Annotated in this window: 6 protein-coding genes; 2 read left to right on the top strand and 4 right to left on the bottom strand. The window is 63.0% G+C overall.

The window, feature by feature from the left end; all coding sequences use genetic code 11:
- The coding region (locus tag OXG98_19820) for a penicillin acylase family protein (protein MCY3774259.1) at positions 1 to 2,234 on the top strand (2,234 nt) is incomplete at its 5' end.
- A 69-nt stretch (positions 2,235 to 2,303) separates the two neighbouring features.
- Here the strand turns inward: OXG98_19820 and OXG98_19815 are convergent.
- The 4 genes from OXG98_19815 to OXG98_19800 all read right to left on the bottom strand — a co-directional run bounded on the left by OXG98_19815 (position 2,304) and on the right by OXG98_19800 (position 5,747).
- Positions 2,304 to 2,768: a hypothetical protein gene (locus OXG98_19815; protein MCY3774258.1), complete on the bottom strand. Its 465-nt coding sequence runs from the start codon at positions 2,766 to 2,768 to the stop codon at positions 2,304 to 2,306.
- Positions 2,725 to 3,705, bottom strand: coding sequence for a hypothetical protein (locus OXG98_19810; protein MCY3774257.1), 981 nt, complete (start codon positions 3,703 to 3,705; stop codon positions 2,725 to 2,727). Before OXG98_19810 ends, OXG98_19815 begins: the two co-directional genes overlap by 44 nt.
- Positions 3,706 to 4,026: 321 nt before the next feature.
- Positions 4,027 to 4,668 carry a hypothetical protein gene (locus OXG98_19805; GenBank protein MCY3774256.1) on the bottom strand — a complete coding sequence of 214 codons (642 nt, stop codon included), beginning with the start codon at positions 4,666 to 4,668 and terminating at the stop codon, positions 4,027 to 4,029.
- 83 nt (positions 4,669 to 4,751) lie between these two features.
- The gene (locus tag OXG98_19800; GenBank protein ID MCY3774255.1) at positions 4,752 to 5,747 is read right to left on the bottom strand and encodes a sulfotransferase; all 996 of its coding nucleotides are present in this window, start codon (positions 5,745 to 5,747) and stop codon (positions 4,752 to 4,754) included.
- Here OXG98_19800 and OXG98_19795 point away from each other — a divergent pair.
- Positions 5,746 to 5,895, top strand: coding sequence for a hypothetical protein (locus OXG98_19795; protein ID MCY3774254.1), 150 nt, complete (start codon positions 5,746 to 5,748; stop codon positions 5,893 to 5,895). The genes OXG98_19800 and OXG98_19795 overlap by 2 nt on opposite strands.
- The last annotated feature ends 227 nt before the right edge of the window (positions 5,896 to 6,122 follow it).

Below are 6,122 nucleotides of genomic sequence, written 5' to 3'. Positions count from 1 at the left end.
CGACAGTCGACGATGCCTATTTCCTTCTTGGATATGTGCATGCGCGCGACCGGATGTTCCAGATGGACTTTGCGCGCCGGATCGGCAGCGGGACGCTTTCCGAAGTCGTCGGCGAGCGAACGCTCTCCATCGACCGCATGGCGCGGACGCTCGGGACGGAGCGGAATGCGGAGCGGGTTCTCTCACGCCTGCCGGAGGAGGCGGTCGGGGTTCTGAATGCCTATTCCGCCGGCATCAACGCCTGGCTGGCGACGCGGTCCGGCGCGCTGCCGCCGGAATTCGTCCTGCTCGGCTACGAACCGAAACCGTGGCGGCCGAAGGATTCGCTGGCGCGGGCCGGCGTCAAACTGTCCAACCTGGTCTGGGAGTGGGAGAACGAAGCCCTTCGCGGCGCGCTTGCGGCAAGATTGTCCCCCGCGCAACTCGCCAACCTTTTCCCCGAGGACGTCGATGGCGCCCTGTCCGGCGCCGGCCGCGCCGGGACGCTTGCGGGACGCGCGGCCGTTGCGGCGCAATGGAAGTCCTTGTGGAAGACCATGTCCGGCGGCTCGCGATCGGAATCGCAGGCGTCCAATGCGTGGGCGGTCGCAGGCGGCAGGACGGCAAGCGGCCTTCCGATACTGGCCAGCGACCCCCATCTGGCGCTGTCAGCGCCGGGACTCTGGTATCTCGCGCGCCTGGAAGCGCCGGGCCTTAGCCTGGCGGGCGCCACGGTTCCGGGAGGACCGGTTTTCGTTCTGGGCCATAACGGCGCCATTGCGTGGGGCGTGACCAATGCAGGCAGCGACTTCCAGGACTTCTTCATAGAGCGCATCAGCGAAGGCAAGCCGGGCCGTTACGACGCGCCCGGCGGACCGCGCCCGTTCGACGAGCGGCTCGAAACCATTCCCGTGAAGGGCCAGGAACCCGTGGAGCTGGTCGTCCGGGAAACGCGCCACGGCCCGGTGGTGTCCGACCTCGCGCCCGATTTCGCCGCCCTCGATGAGCAATATCCGGAAAAGCGGGACTATGTCGTGGCATTCTCCTCCACGCTTCTGCGCGACGACGACATGACCTTCCTCGCCTTTCTGAAGCTGAACCGGGCGCGGAATTGGACCGGTTTCACGTCCGCCCTGGAGAGTTTCCATTCTCCTCATGTCAGCATCACCTACGCCGATATCGATGGAAATATCGGCTTCCTGTCGCCGGGGCGGGTTCCGATACGCAGCGCCGGCGACGGTTGGCTGCCCTCCGCCGGCTGGACCGGCGAAGGGGACTGGACGGGGTTCGTGCCGTACGATGCGCTTCCGCGCGCATTCAACCCGCCGTCGGGCTTCCTCGTCCACGCCAATCAGCGCATCGTCCCTGCCGACCATCCGTGGTTCCTTGCCCGCCGCTGGCCGCCGCCATACCGGGCGGAACGGATAAAGGCGCACATGGACGAGGTCGCTCCGCGCACGGTCGCAACGGAAACGGCGTTGCAGCACGACGAGTTCTCGGGCGCTGCGGCTGCCCTTGTGCCCCTGTTCCTAACGCTCGCCGAATCCGCGGGCATGGACGGCAGGGCGAAACGCGCCCTGTCCCTGCTGCGCGGCTGGGACCTGCGCATGGCGCGCACGTCGGCGGCGCCGTTGATATTTGCGGCCTGGCTTGCGGAGGTGAACCGTGGTCTCTATGCCGACGAGCTTGGCGACCTCTTCCAGCCCTTTTTCGGCCCCCGGCCGGGCACGGTCGCCCACATACTGACAAACCGCCCGGCTTGGTGCGACGATGTGACGACAACGCCTGTCGAGACTTGCGGCCGGACTGTCGCCGCCGCCCTTTCGCGCGCTCTCGACGATCTGGTGCGCCGCTACGGGGACGACATGGAGGACTGGCGCTGGGGCGAGGCGCACCGGGCCGTATTCGGCCATGTCCTGCTCGGCCGGGTTCCGGTCCTGAGGCGTTTGGCGGATATCCGCATCGAAACGGGAGGCGGCGGCTTCACCGTCAATCGCGGGCGGCACAACATCGCCAATGAAGAAGCGCCCTTCGCCGCCAACCACGGCTCCGGCTATCGCGCGGTTTACGACCTGTCCGATCTCTCGAACTCGGTCTTCTCTGTCGGAACCGGCGCCAGCGGCAATTTCCTGTCCTGGCGCTATGACAACACGACCCGCCGGTGGCGGGATGCCGGGTATATGCGCATTCCCAAATCCCGCGCCGAAGCCTTGCAGGAGACGGCGGGGGTGCTGACGCTCCTGCCGGGGCCGTAGCGCTTGCCCGGCGCGCCGCTTGGGGCACGGAGCCTGACAGCAGTCGAGGCAAGCGGGGGCATTTCGCTGTTACCGCTCGGTGCCGCCGCCTGGATCCTGTTCCGCAGCCAGATACGCAGCAATGCGGGCAGCCGCCTCCTTCGCCTTCGCAACGACGTCTTCGAAATCCCTGGCGTCGCAGGCCCGGACCACGGTGGCTTCGACCGAGTCCTCCCAATGCGCCTCGTCGGCTCGTTCGTCTTTCACCAGTGACAGAACGCATTCCAGGCCCATCAGGAAACTCGCCGCCTCAGCAAGTTCCTCCGCAGTCCGCGATTCGAGAATCCCGCACTCTCCGGCCTTCTTCAGGACCTCCACCGGCCCGTGCCCGCCTGCCATATCCGGATGGCTCTCGCCATGTTGCAGACGCAAGGCGAGCACGGCCAGATCGAGATCGGCCAAACCACCGGAACCTTCCAGTATGGCACGAAGCAACCGCTCGCCTTCCACGTCACCGGGGACTTGGACGAACGATATCGGCGGCGGAGGCCGCATGCCCGAGGAGGATGGACCGCCTGGCTTCCTCAAACCGTTCGGCGAACTCGTCGGGGCGATCGCCGAACGCGCACACGATCCTTGCCGACGCTACTTCCCGGAGAAAATCCGAATCCGGTTCCCCGGCGCCGTTCGCAAAACGCTCCAGCGCGCCGGTAACATTGTCGAATCCGCTGCCCGGGGCTCGCAGATGGACGGATTTGACAAGCATGTTGTTGGCCGACCACTCCGCCGCGACCTTGTTGAACCTCCTGCAGAACTCGCCGGCATTGTCTTCCAGGACGAACCCGTTCCCTTCGCCGTCCGATGTCCCGTCCGCCAACGCGATGAGCTCCACCTCCGATTCGAAGGTCATCCGGCGTTCGCCGAGCCTGCCTAGGGCTACAAAGACGATGCCGCCGCCGGGAACCGGACCTCGATAAGCCACGAACTCGTCGAGAACGACCCGCGCCAGCTGGGTTATCGCCACGTCCGCCATGTTGGAGAGCGGCCGGCCGGCATCCTGCCCCAGGACATGACCCCGCATCATCCTTACGCCGATCTGGAAGGCCTGGTCGTTGCACCAGATTTGCGCGTTTTCGGCGACTTCCACGGCCATATCCGTTTGAGAGAGGTCCATATCCTCGATCATTTCGGGATAGCCGAACTCATGACCGTAATAGAGCCGCAGCAACCCCCTCTGGGCAAAGAGCAACTCGTCGGGCTCCATGCCTATATTATCGGGAATGGTAATCTGCTGAAATTGCCGGCCGGTAACGCTGTCGATCAGCGGATAACAGGTCTCCATATATCTTGCCAGACATGGCGCGCCCTGAATAATCTCCGAAATCAAGGGAACCGACTCGGGCCGGTGACGGTAAGCCTCGCTGGAGAGCGCCCGCCAGTCCTTGATTTCGGGATAAAATTTGCGCCGCCATTCTTCGACAAGCGGGTTCATTTTCCGAAACCAGGCCGATGGAAAAAGAAGCAAGGTCATCATCGAGCCGTAATGCGATGGAAGGCTCGGAGCCTTGTCTTCAGGGAGGCTGTGAAGCAATGGGTACGGCCGGCTCGGCTTGTCGTGATGGTCCGAGTGCCGCTGTATGGAGAAATACAGATAGTTCGAAGAACTCGAGTGGTTCCAGGAATGATGCGGCTGGATCCGCTCGTATTTGCCATTCGGTTTCAGGATGCGCTGCAAACCGTAATGCTGCATATAGTCGACGGCCCTGATCCCCCAAGCCGCGAACAAGGCTATGAACACCCAGGCGGCGAGCCCCTACCATCCTCCGATAATCAGCGCCATGACGGGCCAGGCGACCCACATGGCGATCCATAGCCAGACCGGGTTCGACTTGTGCCAGAACGGCAGGCCGCGGCGGGCTAATCGGTGCGCCTGGAGGCGAATCGACTCCGCATAGACATAGGGAAGCCCTGTAAGGAAGTAATTGTAATAGCTTTGCCCAATTCGCGCGGACTCCTTGTCCCGCGGCGTTGCGACATGCGGATGATGCATATAAACATGTTCCGTGTGCATATGCGGCATGGCGACTGCACCCATCGTGAATTCCGCCAGTCGCCGCATCCATAATTTCGGCCTGTGAATCAGGTCATGCGACGTTATGGTGACGAGTCTGCCGAGCATTCCGCAAAACACGAGCAGAACGAGACGTTCGTAGATCAACAAGGTCGGTATGTTGCATACGGCCCAGAGTATGAAGATTACCAACAATGGGTAGCATACCGCCCAAATCACCAGAATCGCCATATGCCAGAATACTTGGGATTCCGGCGTGTTTCGATCCAGGTTCGGGACGTCGTCCTTGCGTAATGTTTCCATAATTTTGATGAAGGGAACAAGCGGCAAGATTACCCATGGAACGACCCACGGAATGAAGTCTGGCAGCAAATCCAGCGCCATGGCTACAACCAGAGGCAAAAGCAGAAGCGTGAATGAAAACGGAAGCGCGCCTCTCAGGCCGGTTCCGGCTGTGCGAGACCGGCTCATGAGTCCCCCAGGCCGTAGCCGAGGCGTTCGAGGCTCGACCGGCAGGCTTCGGTCAGGGCGGCTCGCTCGGCGGGAACGAGGTCTCCCAGCTTCGAAGGCGTCGGGCGGGGGATCCGCGCCGCTTCCTTCACCCATTTCGGATCTTCCAGGGACGGGTCGAGAAACCGCGCGAGGCGCGCGATCTCTTTCTCCGGTTCGCTCTGCATGTCCTCGAACCGCACACGCAGAACCTTTTCCGGCGGAAGCGTGTCCAGAAACCGGTCCGCTAGGTCCACTATGTCCGACCAGAATTTCCCGAATTCGGGAAGCGTGAATTCCCGGTTCCTGGTCCTGTTGAACAGGAAGACGACATATACGAGAAGCTGCGTGCGCAGCAGCGCCCAGTCCCGGAACGCATGTCCCGAGACCCCTGTCATCGGTTTCAGCGCATCCACGCCATATTCCCTCATGGTCGTGATGTAGCGCATGGCTTCGCGGAATACGGGGTGTTTCTTCATCGACATGGCGGTATCGCGCCCGTCGCGGTAGAGATGGATGAACTTCGCCTCGGGAAACATTGTCGCCAGTCTGGGCGCATACATCCCGGCCCCGCCCGAGCGTTCCACCCAGACCTTCCGGTCGAACTTCCGGCGCAACCAGGCGAACATCGCCCGATAATGATCGGCCGCATATTGGCGCGGCTGGGAGCGGATCACCGGCTCGATCTCGTCGAGCAGGTCGTCGGGCCGGTCGGTGATATGCGGAAGCGCAACCCATGAAATGGGGGGTATTTCCGCGCCGGCGTAGCGGCCGCGCGGGGTGCCGACCGGGTACAGGAGCGCATCGGAATGGCTGCCGAGTTGCCGGCGCTGCGCCCTCGTCTGCCTGCTGACGATGCCCCACATCTCGTTGCCGGTCAGGCGCCGGAAGTGGAACAGGGCGCGGCCCTGCAGGATGAACAACTCGGATATACTGAGAATGTCCGGATGCGAGTTCAGGATGTCGGACAGCATGGTCGAACCGCAGCGTCCGGAGCTGACGACGATTGCCGGAGGTATCTCCATGGCCGGTCTCAATTTCCCTTCCAGCGGGCCCAATCCGACCGAAGCCTCCATGGATCGGGAGATTACCCCCAATATCGGGGATTATAGAATTGTCTGATTTTGTTTTGTAGTAGTGTTTCTGTTTATACGGCGAGAGGATCTATCGCGTTGGAGCAGACGGCCCCCCGGAGGACGCGGGTCCGCCAGCGCAGGGGCCGCTGGAGGACGGTTAGCGAGTCGTGCTGACGCGCTGGCGTGAGACCGCCCCCGGCGTCGAGGCCCGGACGTCGTGATCGCGCTTTTCGCGCGCCACCCGACGGCGGCGAACCTGCTGATGGCGGCGAT

Source organism: Gemmatimonadota bacterium (assembly GCA_026706345.1).
Lineage (GTDB): Bacteria > JAAXHH01 > JAAXHH01 > JAAXHH01 > JAAXHH01 > JAAXHH01.
The sequence above is the reverse complement of the archived record's forward strand: the minus strand, read 5'-3'. Positions and strand labels throughout refer to the sequence as shown.